The 15,455-nt window shown below is 63.2% G+C and carries 14 protein-coding genes, 3 pseudogenes and 1 riboswitch; of the genes and pseudogenes, 10 read left to right on the forward strand and 7 right to left on the reverse strand.

Going from position 1 to position 15,455, the window contains the following annotated elements; all coding sequences use genetic code 11:
* The first annotated feature begins 67 nt into the window (after positions 1-67).
* Positions 68-790 (forward strand): FRG domain-containing protein, encoded by a 723-nt coding sequence (locus ACFQT0_RS06540; protein ID WP_380201381.1) that lies wholly within the window; start codon positions 68-70, stop codon positions 788-790.
* A gap of 163 nt (positions 791-953) precedes the next feature.
* On the opposite strand, the gene ACFQT0_RS06545 is transcribed toward ACFQT0_RS06540, so the two are convergent.
* The 4 genes from ACFQT0_RS06545 to ACFQT0_RS06560 all read right to left on the reverse strand — a co-directional run bounded on the left by ACFQT0_RS06545 (position 954) and on the right by ACFQT0_RS06560 (position 4,451).
* On the reverse strand, positions 954-2,381 hold the full coding sequence (locus tag ACFQT0_RS06545) for an ATP-dependent helicase C-terminal domain-containing protein (protein ID WP_380205928.1): 1,428 nt from the start codon (positions 2,379-2,381) through the stop codon (positions 954-956).
* Complete coding sequence (locus ACFQT0_RS06550) at positions 2,378-3,076, reverse strand: helicase-related protein (protein ID WP_380201383.1); 699 nt, start codon at positions 3,074-3,076, stop codon at positions 2,378-2,380. Before ACFQT0_RS06550 ends, ACFQT0_RS06545 begins: the two co-directional genes overlap by 4 nt.
* A gap of 98 nt (positions 3,077-3,174) precedes the next feature.
* Positions 3,175-3,654, reverse strand: coding sequence for a hypothetical protein (locus tag ACFQT0_RS06555; protein ID WP_380201385.1), 480 nt, complete (start codon positions 3,652-3,654; stop codon positions 3,175-3,177).
* An 8-nt stretch (positions 3,655-3,662) separates the two neighbouring features.
* Positions 3,663-4,451: a YqjF family protein gene (locus tag ACFQT0_RS06560; RefSeq protein WP_380201388.1), complete on the reverse strand. Its 789-nt coding sequence runs from the start codon at positions 4,449-4,451 to the stop codon at positions 3,663-3,665.
* 187 nt (positions 4,452-4,638) lie between these two features.
* Between ACFQT0_RS06560 and ACFQT0_RS06565 the strand changes: the two genes are divergently transcribed.
* The gene (locus tag ACFQT0_RS06565) at positions 4,639-5,109 is read left to right on the forward strand and encodes a hypothetical protein (RefSeq protein WP_380201390.1); all 471 of its coding nucleotides are present in this window, start codon (positions 4,639-4,641) and stop codon (positions 5,107-5,109) included.
* 42 nt (positions 5,110-5,151) lie between these two features.
* Here ACFQT0_RS06565 and ACFQT0_RS06570 read toward each other — a convergent pair whose 3' ends face one another.
* Entirely contained in the window at positions 5,152-5,484 is a 333-nt protein-coding gene (locus tag ACFQT0_RS06570) for a rhodanese-like domain-containing protein (protein ID WP_380201392.1), read from the reverse strand.
* Positions 5,485-5,552: 68 nt separating this feature from the next.
* Here ACFQT0_RS06570 and pnuC point away from each other — a divergent pair, with 68 nt between their 5' ends.
* Positions 5,553-6,203, forward strand: coding sequence for a nicotinamide riboside transporter PnuC (pnuC, locus tag ACFQT0_RS06575; protein WP_380201394.1), 651 nt, complete (start codon positions 5,553-5,555; stop codon positions 6,201-6,203).
* A 159-nt stretch (positions 6,204-6,362) separates the two neighbouring features.
* A complete protein-coding gene (locus tag ACFQT0_RS06580; RefSeq protein ID WP_380201396.1) occupies positions 6,363-7,799 on the forward strand; it encodes an aldose epimerase family protein in 1,437 nt (478 codons plus the stop codon).
* Between the two features lie 75 nt (positions 7,800-7,874).
* Here ACFQT0_RS06580 and ACFQT0_RS06585 read toward each other — a convergent pair whose 3' ends face one another.
* Positions 7,875-8,120 carry a hypothetical protein gene (locus tag ACFQT0_RS06585; protein WP_380201398.1) on the reverse strand — a complete coding sequence of 82 codons (246 nt, stop codon included), beginning with the start codon at positions 8,118-8,120 and terminating at the stop codon, positions 7,875-7,877.
* Positions 8,121-8,282: 162 nt separating this feature from the next.
* A riboswitch (TPP riboswitch) is annotated at positions 8,283-8,388 on the forward strand.
* Positions 8,389-8,449: 61 nt separating this feature from the next.
* Between ACFQT0_RS06585 and ACFQT0_RS06590 the strand changes: the two genes are divergently transcribed.
* Positions 8,450-10,939: a TonB-dependent receptor gene (locus ACFQT0_RS06590; RefSeq protein WP_380201400.1), complete on the forward strand. Its 2,490-nt coding sequence runs from the start codon at positions 8,450-8,452 to the stop codon at positions 10,937-10,939.
* A gap of 166 nt (positions 10,940-11,105) precedes the next feature.
* Here ACFQT0_RS06590 and ACFQT0_RS06595 read toward each other — a convergent pair.
* Positions 11,106-12,832, reverse strand: a pseudogene (locus ACFQT0_RS06595) (APC family permease).
* A 203-nt stretch (positions 12,833-13,035) separates the two neighbouring features.
* On the opposite strand from ACFQT0_RS06595, the pseudogene ACFQT0_RS06600 reads away from it, so the two are divergent.
* The 5 genes and pseudogenes from ACFQT0_RS06600 to ACFQT0_RS06620 form a co-directional block, all read left to right on the forward strand.
* Positions 13,036-13,424: pseudogene (locus tag ACFQT0_RS06600) on the forward strand (acyl-CoA dehydrogenase family protein); the annotation flags it as partial.
* Positions 13,425-13,538: 114 nt separating this feature from the next.
* A complete protein-coding gene (locus ACFQT0_RS06605; RefSeq protein ID WP_380205929.1) occupies positions 13,539-13,763 on the forward strand; it encodes an acyl-CoA dehydrogenase family protein in 225 nt (74 codons plus the stop codon).
* Between the two features lie 4 nt (positions 13,764-13,767).
* Positions 13,768-14,270: pseudogene (locus ACFQT0_RS06610) on the forward strand (acyl-CoA dehydrogenase family protein).
* A 73-nt stretch (positions 14,271-14,343) separates the two neighbouring features.
* Positions 14,344-14,985: a hypothetical protein gene (locus ACFQT0_RS06615; RefSeq protein ID WP_380201402.1), complete on the forward strand. Its 642-nt coding sequence runs from the start codon at positions 14,344-14,346 to the stop codon at positions 14,983-14,985.
* A 46-nt stretch (positions 14,986-15,031) separates the two neighbouring features.
* On the forward strand, positions 15,032-15,379 hold the full coding sequence (locus tag ACFQT0_RS06620) for an HIRAN domain-containing protein (RefSeq protein ID WP_380201404.1): 348 nt from the start codon (positions 15,032-15,034) through the stop codon (positions 15,377-15,379).
* Positions 15,380-15,455: the final 76 nt, after the last annotated feature.

Genomic DNA, 15,455 nt, shown 5'->3' on the forward strand with positions numbered 1-15,455 from the left:
CGGCTGCTTTTCCAAAACACCTGGGACGCGCGCATCGGGCGGTTTCGCTCACCGTTTGTGTACCGGGGTGGCCGCTCGCACCTGTACCAGGCTCGACACCAGCCTGCAGCGCCTCGGGGGCCAATACCACGACCTGGAGCACCATTTGCTGCGCAATTTTCGCAAATACGCCCGCGACACCACCGTGCCGGCCCAAAGTGCCACTACCTGGGACTGGCTGGCCCTGGCCCAGCACCACGGCCTGCCCACCCGCCTGCTCGACTGGACGTACTCGCCCTACGTGGCCCTGCACTTCGCCACCGACGACCTCGAAGCCTACCACGAAGACGGCATCGTGTGGGCTCTGAACTACGTGAAAGCTGCCGAGCACCTGCCCGACCGCCTGCGCCAGGTGCTGCGGCAAGAAGGCTCCAACGTGTTTACGTCCGAGCTGCTGCAACCCGTGAGCAGCAGCCTGCGCGAGCTGGAAGAACTGCAAACCGAACCCTACGTGCTGTTCCTGGAGCCGCCCAGCCTCGATGCCCGCATCGTGCACCAGTACGCGCTGTTTTCGCTGATGAGCACGGCCCAAAGCGTGCTGCACGACTGGCTAATGGACCGCCCGGAGCTGTATTTCCGCATCATCATTCCGGCCAAGCTCAAGTGGGAAGTCCGCGACAAGCTCGACCAGGCCAACATCACCGAGCGGGTGCTGCTGCCGGGCCTCGGCGGCCTAAGCCGCTGGCTGCATCGGCATTACTCGCCGCGCAGCGATGGCAAAGTGTTTCTTGACGACAACGAGATGCGTTGAGCCGTAGGTATTTAGGAGCTTCAAGCAAAGAAGGAACGTCATGCTGAGCGCAGTCGAAGTATTTCGCGTGCTGTCACTAATCCTTACGATTGGTTTACTGCCACACGCGAGGTGCTTCGACTGCGCTCAGCATGACGGTCTTTTTCGCGCTGGACTCCCGCCCTTATTGCCCCAGCCGCTTTTTGGTGAGCTTGGTGGGAATGTGCTCCATGGGTTTGTCGGGCCACGGGTGCTTCGGGTAGCGGCCTTTCAGGTCTTTGCGCACGTCGAAGTAGCCCCGCTCCCAGAAGCTGCGCAGGTCACGCGTGACCTGCGCCGGCCGCCCGCCCGGCGAGAGCAGATGCAGCAGCAGCGGCACGCCGCCGCCGGCCACGGTGGGCGTTTCGGTGAGGCCAAACAATTCCTGCAGCTTCACGGCCAGCACGGGCGCGGCCGGGTCGCTGTAGTCGAGGGTGATGTGCGAGCCGCTGGGCACTTCCAGCGCGGGCGGGGCTAGGCGGTCGAGGGTTTGGCGTTGGTTCCAGCCGCCGGGCAGGCGCGCCAGTAGCGGCTCCGTGAGGTCGAGGCGCTGCACATCGGCAAGTGTTTTGAGGCCCGTCAGGTGCGGGCCGAGCCACTGGGGCAGCTCCTGCGTCAGGGTGTCATCGTCGAAGTTGGGCCACTGTTCGTCTTCAGGAGTTGCTGCCGAAGCTGGGAAATGCTGGCGCACAAACTCCAGCCGCTGCTGCAGCTGTCGGGCCTCGGCGGTCCAGTTCAGCTTGCTCAGGCCGGCTTCCTGGAGGTAGGCCAGCAAGGCCCGGCCCACTAGCACTGGGTTGGGCTGGCCGATGACCGTTTCGGCCAAAAGCAGGGCGCCTAGCCGGCGCACGCGGCGGCCGGTTACGCGCTGGGCAGCGGGGTCGTAGCGGACTTCGTCGGTGGTGGTAATCTGGTCAGCAAAAGCCAGCTCAATTTCGTCTTTGCCCAGCGGTGCCGCCAGCGTGGCGCGCGGGGCCGAGGCCGTGCCCGCCAAGTGCGCCACGGCGAAGAACTCTGCCTGCGGGTCCACGTCGGTGGTGTTTAAGCTCACGCGCTGGCCGGTCACGAGGCGCAGCCGGTCGTGGGTTTCGCGTTGGGCCAGCCGGTCGGGGTAGGCCAGGGCCGTGAGCAGCCCCACAGGCGCGGCGGAGGCGGTGTGGTTCAGCGAAGCATTTTCTCGCTGGCCCTGGCGGCTGCTTAGGTTGCGGGCCACGTCGCGCACCCGCTGCAGCGTGGCGTGGTGCAGGGCCAGGCCGGGCAGCGGTGGCCGGCCGCTTTGCAGGGCCTCCAGGCGCAGGCGCAAGTCCGGCGGGGCCGGTCGGGTGTCGGTGGGGGCAGCCCAGCGTAGCAAGTCGCGCTCGGCCAGCAGCGCGGCCAAGGCGCCCGCCGCGGCTCCGTGGCCCAATTCCTGGCCGCGCACAACAAGGTGGCCCAACCGCGGCGGCAGGCCCAGGCCCGCCAACTGCCGGCCGTGGGCGGTGGGCTTTGTTTTTAATAAAGAATGAGGAATGAAGAATGCAGAATTGGGCGACATGGGCTGTCCGGCTTGGCCTGCTAATTCTTCATTCCTCATTCCCAATTCCTCATTATCCAAGGCGCCCAAACGCAAAAGCAAGTCCTTGGCTTGGGCGAAGGCCGCTGCGGGCGGCACGTCGAGCCAGCGCAGGCCGGTGGGCTCGGCGGCCCCCACAGGGCCAGCTCCAGCACGAGGCTGCTGAGGTCGGCGGTGTGGATTTCGGGCGGGCGGTGGGCAGGAAGGTTGTGGTGCTCGGCTTCGGTCCAGAGGCGGTAGCAGGTGCCGGGGGCCAAGCGGCCGGCGCGGCCCCGGCGCTGGTCGGCGGCGGCGCGGGCCACGGGCACGGTTTCGAGCGTGGTGAAGCCGGTGCGCGGCACAAAGCGAGGCACCCGCGCAAAACCACCGTCGATAACCACGCGCACGCCTTCGATGGTCAGGCTGGTTTCGGCAATGCTGGTGGCCAGGATGACCTTGCGGCGGCCGGCTCGGGCGGGGCGCAGGGCGGCGTCCTGGGTTTCGAGCGGCAGTTCGCCGTGCAGCAGGTGCAGGTCGATGTGGTTTGCCAGGGCGTCGGTGAGTTTGCGGGCGCTGCGCTGCAAGTCGCCCACACCGGGCAGAAACACCAGAATGTCGCCTTCCGGGTGGGTGTGCAGCGCGGCCCGCACGTGGGCCGGCACCAGGCTCGGCCAGCCGCTCGTTGGGCTTGTTGGGCAGGGCCGAGGCGCGGCGCGGGTCGAGGTAATGGGTGTCAATCGGAAACAAAAAGCCCGCCGACGACACCACCGGCGCGGGCAGCCACTGGCCCAGGCGCTGGGCTTCGAGCGTGGCACTCATAATGAGAATGCGCAGCTCAGGCCGCAGCACGGCCTGCGCATCCAAGGCCAGGGCTAGGCCCAAATCGGCATTCAAACTGCGCTCGTGGAATTCGTCGAAGACCACGGCGGCCACGCCTTCCAGGGCGGGGTCGTCCTGAATCATGCGCGTCAGAATGCCTTCGGTAATCACCTCCACGCGGGTTTCCTTCGATACCTTGCTGTCGAGCCGCACGCGGTAGCCGATGGTGCGGCCCACGGGCTCGCCGAGCAGCCTGCGCCAGGCGGGCAGCGGCGCCGCGCACCGCTAGTTGCCGCGGTTCGAGCACTAGGATTTTATCGGCTGGGTTGCGCCAGGGCGCAGCCAGCAGCTCCAGCGGCACCACAGTTGTTTTGCCCGCGCCGGGCGGCGCTTCCAGCACCACGCGGCTGTTGGCCGCCAGCGCCTCCCGCAGGGCGGGCAGCGCCGCGAGGATGGGCAAGTCGGGCAGCGGGGGCAGGGCAAAGGCAGGGTTCACCCTCAAAATTACACCCGCTGCATCGGCCACAGCTCCACGCTCACGGGGCCGCCGGCGTGCACCAGCGGCTTTTCGGTGGGGGTGGGCAGGCCGTGGCTTTCCAGCAGCGTCGACTCGAAGTGCAGGAGCTGGGCCGTGCTCAGGGGCCACGGCGCGTGCGCCACCCGGCCCCGGTAGAGCTTGGTGCGGGCCCGGTTGCTGGTGTACAGGCAGTAGCGCTCGGTGAGGAAGAACGCCAGCGAGCCTGGCTCGGCGGCCGGCTGGGGCGGGCCCAGGGTCCAAGTGGCGCGGAACTGCGCAGGCGGGGCGCCCGGGTGCGTGCGCTCGGCCCGGAACTGCCGGAGCTGTGCGCTGGGGCAGTCCAGGCTCATGGTGGCGCGCAGGTACGGCAGGTTGAAAAACGTGCGGGCTGCCCACACGGCCAGGGCATTGGTGGCGTCGAGCGAGAAAAACCACACGCCCGGCACGCCGTCGAGATGCACATAGGTGCGCACGTTTAGCTCCAGAAATTCGCGGGCGCCCGGCACCGGCGGGCTGATGCGGGTGCGCACCTTCGACATGCGAAACGGCACCACCGCCAGCCAGGCCATGCCGTCGTAGGTATCGACCTGTAGCCGGGGCGGCAGGTGGGGCTGAATCAGGGCCACGGGCACGGGCCAGTGCAGAAATAGTAGGTCGTTCCAGTCCTGGCGCATGATGGGCGTGCCGGCGGGCCGCTCGCGCATGGCCAGGCGGTTGGCCAGGGTGGGGGCGCTGGGGTCGGCCAGCGCGGGGGCGGGCAAAGGAAAGTCGAGCATAGGTTGCAAGCTGAGAGCAGGGATAACAACCCTCGGCCGGGGTTGGCTATTAATTGAGCTAAAAATCAGGCCGGCCGGGGCCGTTTCTGGTGTGCTGCTGGCGGCCGCGCCGGGTAGTATCCCCGCATGGCCCGCAACCCGGTATATTGCAACTTCAATCTTTATCTGCCGATTACGATTCTTAACGATGTCAAGACGTTTACGCTCGCTCGTTGCCTGCCTATCGCTGCTGAGCGGCACTTTCGCCGCTCAGGCTCAGGCCAACCTCATCCACGGAATTTCGGCGGGCATCGGCCTGGCGCGTCAGGCGTCAAATTCTAATAAAAACGGCACCGACTACACGGTGAGCAACCTGAGCTACCGCGGCCAGGAGTTTTCCGTGAAGCGCACCCCCGCGGAGCAAAACACCGGGCCCGCGGCTGGCCACATCGGAATGCTAGAGGCAGAGCTGGAAAAGTGCTACAAAGCGCTAGTAGCCGACAGTACCAGCTCCGTCTGCTCCGAGAACCAGAAGGTTAATATCAAGTCTCTGCAGGCCCTCATATCCCGAGCGCAGCCAGGCTGGAACCAAAAGCCCTACCGCGCCGAAGCCGCGTTCTACGCCGCCGAAGATGCCCGCCGCCAGCGTGTAGCCGGCACTCCGGCTCCTACCAAATAGTGTCACGGCGCTTGAGCTAGCCTGTGGGGGCTCAAGCGGCTACTAGTAGCGCGGAAACTTTGGGTCGACCTGCGCGGCCCAGGCGGCCACGCCGCCGCGCAGGTTAATCACGTTGGTGCGGGCCTGGCGCTGGCGCAGGTAGCCCAGGGCCTGGCCCGAACGCACGCCGTGGTGGCAAATGAGCACCACCGGCCCTTCGGTGCGGATTTCGGCGGCCCGGCGGGGCACTTCGTCCAGGGGCAGCAGCACGCTGCCGGGCAGGTGGCAGTACTCGAATTCTTCGGGCTCGCGCACGTCCACCAGCTGGAAGTCCTCGCCGGCTTGCAGGCGGCGGTGCAGTTCGGCGGGGCTGATTTCGAGGGGCGTGGGGTCCATGGCGTGGCGGGATAAGGGGCAAAAGTAGGGCCCGCCGCCCTACCTTTCGGCTTTCTATTCTGCTCCCCGTGGCCCAGCTTCTTTCCTTTGATTTCTTTGCTGCCGCCGTGGCGGCCGTGCAAACGGCCAGCCCCCTGGAAATAGCCGGCGTGGTGACGGGCGTGGCCTGCGTGTGGCTGGCGGCCCGCAATTCCATCTGGAATTTCCCCATTGGCATCATCAACGGCTTGCTCTACGTGGTGGTGTTCAAGCAGGCCCGGCTGTACTCTGACGCAGGCTTGCAGCTGGCCTTCATAGCCTTGCTGGTGTATGGCTGGGTAAAATGGCTGCGGGGCGCCGCCACGCCCGATGCCCCTGCACTGCCCATCACGCACACGCCCCGGCGGGTGGCTTTCTGGCTGGGCGGCTTGGGCTTGCTGTATGCAGTGGGAGCCGGCTTTTTATTTCATCAATACACCGACGCGGCCCTGCCGTACTGGGATAGCAGCACCACGGCCATCAGCCTCGTGGCCCAGGCCCTGCTCTCGCGCCGTAACCTGGAAAACTGGCTGCTGTGGATTGGCGTAGACGTGGCCTACGTGGGCATGTACTGGCACCGCGACCTCTACCTGACCAGTGTACTTTATGCAGTGTTCTTGGGCTTGGCCGCGTACGGCTACTGGCAGTGGCGGCGCGAAATGGCGGCCCAGGCCCGCCTGGCAGTGCCCGTCGTTCGCTAATGGTTGCTTCGGTAGCCTGGTAGGTGGCGTGGCATCGGCAGGTAGCTGGCCACCTTGGTTCGCATTATTGGGCTAAAAGTCGCGTTCGGTATGGCTGCTTTAGCCAGTTTTAGCTCAACTTTCGTTCTGTTCACCGAATCTTTCTTTCTTCTGTAAAAATTGCTGCGCGTATCCCTGACCGGTCCCGAATCCACGGGCAAATCGACGCTGGCCGCGCGGCTGGCGGCCCACTACGGCACCTCCTTCGCGCCCGAGTTTGCCCGGGAGTACCTGGCGGTTTCGGGCCCGCATTACATTTCCGAAGACCTCGAAGAAATAGCCCGCGGCCAGCTGGCGGCCGAGGCCGAAGCCGAGCGCCGGGCCCAGCGCGTGGTATTCTGCGATACCGACTTGCTGGTGATTAAAATCTGGGCTGAGCATTCCTTCGGCGTTTGCCCCGAGTGGATACTCGAGCGCATTGAGCAGCAGCCCTACGACTTGGTGCTGCTCATGGGCGTCGACCTGCCCTGGGAGCCGGACCCGCTGCGCGAACACCCCCACCTGCGCCAGCATTTCTACGACCTCTACCACCGCGACCTGCGCGAGCGCATGGTAAACTTCGCCGAAATCAGCGGCACGGAAGACCGCCGCTTCGAGCAAGCCCGCTTTCTGGTAGACGAGCTGCTACGTGCAGCCGCCCCGCTTTCCCTTTCAACCACGCCCGCCATGCCTGCTGCCCCCGACCAGTACACGCTTTCCACGCCCAGCTGCCGGGCCACGTTTGCCGCCCACGGCGCCGAGCTCACCAGCCTGATGACTCCGGCCAACGGCCTCGAGTACCTGTGGCAGGCCGACTCTGCGGTGTGGGCCCGCCACGCGCCGGTGCTTTTTCCGTTGGTGGGCCGCCTGCCCGGCGATACATATTACCACGAAGGCCGCCCGTATACCTTGACCCAGCACGGCTTCGCCCGCGACCGGGCGTTTGAGGTGGTGCACCAAAGCGCCACAGAGTTGGCCTTTCGGCTGCAGGACGACGAGCAAACCCGTGCGGTTTTCCCCTTCGCCTTCGAGCTGACCATCACCTACACCCTGCGCGATACTACGCTCACCGTGCGCTGGGACGTGCGCAATCCCGCCGCCGAGCAGCCCTTGCTGTTCAGCATCGGCGCGCACCCGGCCGTGCGCTGCCCGCTGCTGCCGGGCGAGGCATTCGAAGACTATTTCTTTCAGTTTGACCATCCCGTGACGCTGGAGCGCCACTTGCTGCAAGGCGGTCTGCTTACCGGCGACACGGTGCCGGTGCTCACTAACAAGCAGGAACTGCCGCTCAGCTACGAGCTGTTTGCCGACGACGCGCTGGTGTTCAAGCACTACGATTTTAAGCGGCTCACGCTGCGCTCGCGCAAGTCCGAGTATTTCGTGCGGTTCCAGTTCGACGGCTTTCCTTACCTCGGCCTCTGGACCAAAGGGCCCGGCGCGGGTTTTGTGTGCGTGGAGCCCTGGCAAGGCATTGCCAGCCCCGTGGGCGGGCCCGGCGAGCTCAGCGAGAAAGAAGGCATTCTCACGCTGGTGCCCGGGCAGGTATTCTCAGCTGCCTACTCCATAGAGGTAGGCTGAAGCGTACGCTATGAGCTTAATGAGGAGTGAGGAATGGAGAATTAGCCCAACGGCCAATTCTCCATTCCTCACTCCTCATTCTTCATTCAATTCAGGTTCAAACGCCCACTCGCCGCTTGTTGTAGTCGGGCTCCCAGTCGTTGATGGGGCGGGAGATGCCGGGGGCAAATCCAGGTCGGGCAAGCCCGGGTCGTGCGGTTCGCCGCCGTCGTCGTCGCCATCGGACGGGGGAGGCGGAGGCACGGCGCGCCGCCGGCGCGGGAGCACCAGCATGAACAGGAAAAAGGCGCAAAAAGCAACGGCGTAGACAAGGCTGAACATGGCATAAGCGGCTAAAGCGGTGCTGACCTTACAACGCAGGCCCCCGGCGCGACGTTGCGCGGCCGACGTCCCTAAATTAACTGTCTTTCAACAAACGGGCAAGCCGATGGGTGCCATGTTTGCCCAAAAATTGGCGCTCTCCCGCCGGCGGTGCTACCTTTGCGGCATGTTTAGGGGTGCTGATGTTGTGCACGACATCGGCTGAGATGATACCCATCGAACCTGAACCGGGTAATGCCGGCGAAGGGAACAAACAATCCGCGGACGTTTCCGCTGCCGCTCCGACCCCTGGGGCGACGGCGCGTTCCATTTTTTACGCCATAATCTTTTTGAAAACTGTACTCCTCGCGGGGGCAGCGCTGCTTGCGCTCGCCGCCGCGCCGGCATGGGCGCAAGGCCCCGTGTCCGGCACCGTGGCCGATGCCCGCACGGGCGAAGCCCTCCCCGGCGCCACCATCCTGCTCGACGGCGCCGCGGGCCCGGTGACCGATGCCACCGGCACCTTCACACTGCCCGTGGTGCCCGCCGGCACCCATGAAATTCGCATCAGCTTCCTGGGCTATGAGCCCGTGGTGCGGCAGGTGCAGGGCCAGGAAGGCGCGCAGCAGCTCAACAGCGTGCTGCAGCCCGGCGCGGTGCTGACTGGTGAGGCCCTCGTGACGGCTTCCCTGGCCAGCGACCGCACCGCCACGGCCTACACCAACCTCGGGAAAGAAGACCTGGCCAAACGCAACTTTGGTCAGGACCTGCCTTATCTGCTCGACCAGACGCCCTCCGTGGTGGTGAATTCCGACGCCGGGGCGGGCGTGGGCTACACCGATATCCGCATTCGCGGCACGAGCAATACGGGCATCAACATGACTATCAACGGCGTGCCGCTGAACGACCCGGAGTCGCACGGCTCGTTTCTGGTGAATTTGCCTGATTTGGCGTCGTCCATCAACTCGCTGCAGGTGCAGCGCGGCGTGGGCACCAGTCAGAACGGCGGCGCGGCCTTCGGGGCCAGCATCAACATCTCGACCCTGGCCGTGCGCCGCGAGGCCTACGCCGAAACCCAGAACACCTACGGCTCCTACAACACCTGGAAAAACAACGTGCAGTTCGGTACCGGACTGGTGGGTGGGCACTTCACGTTCGACGGCCGCCTCTCGCGCATCGCCACCGATGGCTACATGAACCGCGCCGCCTCGGATTTGAAGTCGTACTACCTGGCCGCGGGCTACCAGGCCAAAAACACGCTGCTCAAGTTCATCACCTTCTCGGGTCGCGAGAAAGCCTACCAGGCCTGGAACGGCGTGCCCGAGCCGGCCATCACCGGCAACCGGGCCCTGCTGCAGACCTACGTGGACAACGGCGAGCTCACGCCGGCCGATGCCGCCCGGGTGCTGCAGGAAGGCCGTCGCTACAGCTACTACACCTACGACAACCAGACCGACAACTACCAGCAAAACCACTACCAGCTCCACCTCTCGCAGGGCCTGGGCCGGGACTGGAACCTGGGCGCGGCGCTGCACCTCACGCGCGGCTTTGGCTACTACGAAAACTACCGGACCCGCCGCAAATTCGTGGATTACGGGCTGGAGAACGTGGTAATTGGCAACCAGACCATCACGCGCACCAACCTCATCGACCAGAAGTGGCTCGATAACTACTTCTACGGCGGCACCTTCGCCCTGAATTACCAGCCCAAGGACAACGACAAGTTCCAGGCCACCATCGGGGGCGCGGCCAACCGCTTCGACAACGACCACTACGGCGAAGTCATCTGGGCCCAGTACGCGTCCAACGGCAACATTCGCCACCGTTACTACTTCAACACGGCCACCAAAACCGACAACAACGCCTACGCTCGCGCCACCTGGCAGGTGCTGCCCCGGCTCGGTGTGTATGGTGACCTGCAGGTGCGCCACATCGAGTACAACATCGACGGCAAGGAAGATGACCAGAACGATGTGACCACCCGCGCGCGCTACACGTTCTTCAACCCCAAAGCCGGCGCCACCCTCACACTGGGCGAGGGCCAGCAGCTGTACGGCAGCTTCGCCGTGGGCCAGCGCGAGCCCGTGCGCTCCGACTTCACCGACCGCCCCGCCGGTGACCAAACCGCCCAAGCCGAACGCCTCGAAGATTTTGAGGGCGGCTACCGCTTCTCCCGGTCCGGCCTCGCCCTGCTGGGGCCCCAAACGGCCGTGCGCTTAGAGGCCAACGGCTTCTACATGAACTACCAAAACCAACTGGTAGCCACCGGCCAGCTCAACGACGTGGGTACCGCCCTGCGCACCAACGTGGCCCGCAGCTACCGCCGCGGCGTGGAACTCAGCGGCTTCATCTCGGCCGATGACAAAGTCAGCCTGAGCAGCACCCTCACGTTGAGCCAAAACCGCATTCTGGGCTACCGCGACGTGAGCTACGACGCCGACTACAACCCTGTGGTGGCCGCCGAAGGCCGCACCACAACCATCTCATACTCGCCGGCCTCGGTGTCGGCCCACACGCTGGAAGGCCAGCCGCTGAAAGGCTTGCGCCTGGCGTTGCTCTACAAAACCGTGAGCCGGCAGTACCTCGACAACTCGGCCAGCGCGGCCCGCAGCCTCAGGCCCTACCAGACGCTGGATTTCCGGGTGCGGTACACCATTCACCCCACGTTTATGAAGGAAATTGAGCTGGCTTTGCTGGTAAACAACGTGCTCAACCGCGAGTACGAAGCCAACGGCTACACCTACGGCTACGTGGGCGCCAGCGGCCAGCCGGAGACCTTCAACTACTACTTCCCGCAAGCCACCCGCAACTTCCTGGGCTCGGTGAACCTGAAGTTTTAAGGGACTCAGCGCTTGCTGAGAAAGAACGTCATGCTGAGCTTGCCGAAGCATCTTTACCGCGTCACTAATTGACTTTAGTATTGCGGTAGAGATGCTTCGGCAAGCTCAGCATGACGTTCTTCTGTATTGGCTAAGCCTCGAAAAGCCCCGCCAGGGCCTCAGATAATCAGCCGCACGCCGCCCAGGAAATCTGGTACGGAAACCGGTCGCCGGGCGAGCCGATGAACATGAAGTTTTTGGGGATGTTCCACTTTTGCGACAGCTCGTCAATCAGTTTTGGGCCGAAATGGCCCTCCATGGTTACGAAGTCCACCTCAATCTGCTCGTAGGCGCGGTCGAGCACCCGGATGTCGTTGAGCAATTCTTCGGGGTATTTTTCCCCGTCTTTGAGCAGGGTCACGATTTTGAGCCGGTGGGTAAACTCGTTTTCCACGACGTAGGCCATCACTTTGTTCAGGTTTGAGACGTTGTCGCCCTTGGTGAAGAATACAAATTCCTGATTGCCCAGCTCCCGCAGCTGCCGCCGCACCATGAGGCGGGCCAGGCGCGAGGCCCGGGGCAGGTGCTTGGCCAAGGACTCCACCCCCGACAGTATCAGGTTCAAAATGGACATGCGATTGAGCATGATGTACACCACGGCCATGGTGGGCAGGAAGTACTGCAGGAACACCACCAGGTACTCGGGGTGAATCTTGACGTTGCCGAACAAGGCCACCAGCACGCCCAGCATGGCCAGTATTACGGTGAATATGCCCGCGTACACCGGCCGCGGCAGGTTGGGCCGCTTGCCCTTCAGCAGGAAGTTGCCGAGGGCAAAAAAGGCCATCACCGACAGAAACGAAATGGTATACACCCCGGCCAGCGGCCCCAGCTTGCCGTTCGTAATCAGCAGCACCGACACGCACAGCAGGAAGAAGGTAATGAGAATGACGTAGTTGCTGCCCCGCTTGTTTTCCTTGAGGAAGAACTGCGGCAGAATGCGGTCCAGGGCCATGCGCTTCATCAGGCCGCTCACGCCTACAAATGAGGTGAGCACGGCGCCGCTGAGCACGGCCACGGCATTGACGGAGATGAGCTTGCCCAGCCAGGGGCCGCCCGTGACGGTGCCCAGGTGCGAAAGCAGCGTTTCGGTGTGCTGCCCCACCTCCACCAGCGGCAGCACCGCAATGGCCAGGAAGGCAATGAGCGGGTTGAACACCGTGACGACTACCCACATGTTGCGCAGCGTTTTCTGAAACACCCCCGGGCCTGCTCCTCCACAAAGTTGGCCGAGCTTTCGAAGCCCGAAATGCCCAGCATGGCCGCGCTAAACCCAAAAAACAGCGCGTTGATAATGCTGCCGCCCTTCACGGGCATCTGGAAATTGAGCGAGAGGTTGTCCACCCCATGGGTGAACAGGTACCACACGGCCACGCTCACCAGCAGCGTAAGCGAAACCAAGTGCGTAATAAAAATGACCACCGCCACGATGGCCGATTCCGACATGCCCAGGATGGTGAGCAGCAGAAACAGCGCCAGCAGCCCCATGGTGGCCGAAATGATGGGCAGCCCGTGCCAGAGCGTGTGCAGGTAGTGCATGGCCTCGTTGGCCGAGAGTACGGCCGTTGCCATGTAGGAGAGGATGGTGAGGCAGGCCGCCAGCGCGGCGTTGCGCTTGCTGGTGGTGTTCAGCAGCACGTTGTAGGCGCCGCCGTTCAGGGGCAAGGCGCCCACTACTTCGCCGTAGATTTTGCGAAACAAGAACAGCACCGCGCCCACCACCAGCAGGGCCAGCCAGGCATATTGCCCGGCGTAGGAAATGGCGAGGGCCGATACATACAGGCAGGAGGAGGAAATATCGTTGCCGCAAATGGCAGTGGCCTCCAGCTCGTTAAGTTTCTTTTCGTGGCTCATGGTACGCCCTTGGGAAGGCAAATATTAAGGAAATGTAAGGTTTACGAGGATGCTTACGTTTGGGGGAGGCAAGAAGCGAAATTATTGCCGGGCGGGCCGAAAGTTAGCCCGGCCTGCGGGCCTGCCGCGCTATCGGGCTGCAAACTGCGCCCTCGGTCAGCTTGTTATCTTTGCCGGTACATCCCACCTCACCACCCATCCCTATGTCTTCCCAAGCCGACGTCCTTTCCCCGGAGTCCAAAGCCCACACTGCCCAGAAAGGCAGCACCAACGCCAACGGCTTCACCGATTACTTCGACCTCGACGGTCTGCTCACCGAAGAGCACCTGCTCATTCGCCAGAGCATCCGCGACTTCGTGAAAAAGGAGATTTCACCCAACATCGAGAAGTGGGCGCAGGACGCGCACTTCCCCTCCGAAATCGTGAAGAAGTTTGGCGACGTGGGCGCTTTCGGCCCCACCATCCCGACGGAGTACGGCGGCGGCGGCTCGACTACATCAGCTACGGCCTCATCATGCAGGAGATTGAGCGCGGCGATTCCGGCATGCGCTCCACGGCCTCGGTGCAGGGCTCGCTGGTGATGTTCCCCATCTACCAGTACGGCTCGGAAGAGCAGCGCAAGAAGTTCTTGCCCAAGCTGGCCAGCGGCGAGTGGTTGGGCTGCTTCGGCCTCACCGAGCCTGACCACGGCTCGAACCCCGGCGGCATGACCACCAAAATCGAGGACAAAGGCGACCACTACCTGCTCAACGGCGCCAAGCTCTGGATTTCGAACTCGCCCGAGTGCCAGGTGGCCGTGGTGTGGGCCAAAAACGAGCAGGGCCGCATCAAAGGCGTGATTGTGGAGCGCGGCATGGAAGGCTTTACTACGCCCGAAATCCACAACAAGTGGAGCCTGCGCGCCAGCACCACCGGCGAGCCTGGTGTTTGAAGACGTGAAGATTCCCAAAGAGAACATCCTGCCCAACATCGAAGGCCTGCGCGGCCCGCTCAGCTGCCTCGACTCGGCCCGCTTCGGCATCGCCTGGGGTGCCATCGGCGCGGCCATCGACTGCTACGAGTCGGCCCTGAAGTATTCGCTGCAGCGCGAGCAGTTTGGCCAGCCCATCGGCGGCTTCCAGCTCCAGCAGAAGAAGCTGGCCGAGATGATTACCGAAATCACCAAGGCCCACTCATGGCCTGGCGCCTGGGCGTGCTCAAGGACGAAGGCAAAGCCACCAGCGCCCAAATCTCCATGGCCAAGCGCAACTCCGTGGACATGGCCTTGCACATCGCCCGCGAAGCCCGCCAGATTCACGGCGGCATGGGCATCACGGGCGAGTACCCCATCATGCGCCACATGATGAACCTGGAGTCGGTGATTACCTACGAAGGCACCCACGACATTCACCTGCTGATTACCGGCGCGGACATTACCGGCATTCAGGCGTTTAAATAAGGTTATTGGTTGAAATAAGCCGCTGCTTCGTAAGTTCGAAGCAGCGGCTTATTTGCTTATATAGCTTTTTGCTGTGCGAATTATCCTTGTTTCCCTATTGGTATTTCTTTGTGGCTTTCGGCAGTGCCTGGCGCAGCCGCAGCCGACACTTGAGAAGCTGACGTACCAACTGGTCAACGGTGTACTGATGGATTTGCATCCGCAAACCAATCCAATGGTGATAAGGGGAGCCAATGGGAATTACCAGACAATCAGGCCCCGGCCGGTCGATAATAACGAGCCGTTGCTACTGCTCGACCGGCTGAATTACGGATGGGCCTCCGGACAATTCGTGGAAAATCCCCGCGGTACGCCCGAATGGGACGCGCTATTGCAATACTTTACCGAGGCCGATATAGACTACATGCGGCACCAGATACCCATGGCCCGGCATTTTTCGCTCAAGCAGGCGGAAATAACACATGCCGGGGTTAAGATACTGGCACTGGATACCATCCTGGCATTGCAAAAACGGCTCGACTGGCGGGCCCCGGACATTTTGCAGCAGCGCTACGGCAGCCGTCGCGTGCATGGATTAGGCGGCGGCTTGTTTTCACTAAACCACCGAAAGGCGCTCATTGTCGCCAGCACAGAGGATGGCTGGGAAATGTATGTGTACGAAAATTCCGGTGCTGCTTGGTATCGCAAGGCGACATTGCAGAAGGGTGTGGAATAACATCGGATAGAAGCTAAACCCGCCGCTCATGCCGTAATTTGGCCGCATGATGAAAATCGCTACCGATTCTGAACCCCTCGTGCTGCTCGAATGCCTTGTGGCCGGTACCTCGCACCGCAACAACCTCGTGCAGTACGAGCCCAGCCTGAGCGTAGGCCAAGCTTTGCAATTGAGCCGAGAGCCTGGCAACAAGTACGACGACTGGGCCGTGCAGGTGCACACCGCCCCCGCCACCGACCCCGCCAACGTATGGCTGGGCTACCTGCCGGAAGGCCGCAACGAAACCGTAGCGCGCCTGCTCGACGCCGGCAAAAACATCTCGGCCCGGCTCAACCATAAATCATGGGAATCGGACTGGTTGCACCTCGATATTGAAGTGCTGCTGCACGAATAGGGGAAAGTTGGGCACCATCTGTCATCCTGAGCTTGCGAAAGACCTTATCACCGCAGAACGGTTGCCAGTATTTCAC

This window comes from Hymenobacter humi, assembly GCF_042665855.1.
Lineage (GTDB): Bacteria > Bacteroidota > Bacteroidia > Cytophagales > Hymenobacteraceae > Hymenobacter > Hymenobacter humi.